The sequence below is a fragment of the Streptomyces sp. SID13726 genome (genome assembly GCF_010548375.1).
In the GTDB taxonomy this organism is placed as follows: Bacteria; Actinomycetota; Actinomycetes; order Streptomycetales; family Streptomycetaceae; genus Streptomyces.
Window position 1 is genome coordinate 1 of record NZ_JAAGLY010000625.1, and the last position, 413, is coordinate 413.

1 protein-coding gene is annotated in these 413 nt (G+C 62.0%); it reads right to left on the bottom strand.

Translation table 11 applies throughout. From position 1 onward, the window contains the following. Positions 1–233, bottom strand: a 233-nt coding sequence (locus G3I78_RS49460) for a type II toxin-antitoxin system prevent-host-death family antitoxin (RefSeq protein ID WP_164437221.1), incomplete at its 3' end; no start/stop codon positions are given. Positions 234–413: the final 180 nt, after the last annotated feature.

Sequence of the window (413 nt, forward strand, 5' to 3'; positions counted from 1 at the left end):
ACGGTACCGCCGCCGTTTTCCAGCTCGTCGATGGATGCGAGCAGGCGCTGGGCATTCGCAGGGCTGCGCAGCAGGTACGCCGTCTCCTTCAGGGACTCGTAGTCCTCAAGGGAGACGATGACGACCGGTTCATGTCCGGCCCGGGTGATGACGACCTCTTCACGGTCGTCGGTAACGGCATTGAGCACCTCGGCGTACCGCGCCCGAGACTCGGAATACGTCATGGTCTTCACGATCACCCCTCCTTCATCACTGACTGCGGACCAGGGGGACGCGACCTGCCTTCCCTGCCTGAATGCAGACTTGCCAGGCGGTCCTCAAGGGAGCATAGATTGGCTGCAGTTGTTCGTCTGGGGGAGCGATGGCAGGGCAGGACCTTCGAACACTGTTCAGCTCGAACGACCGGAGCATCT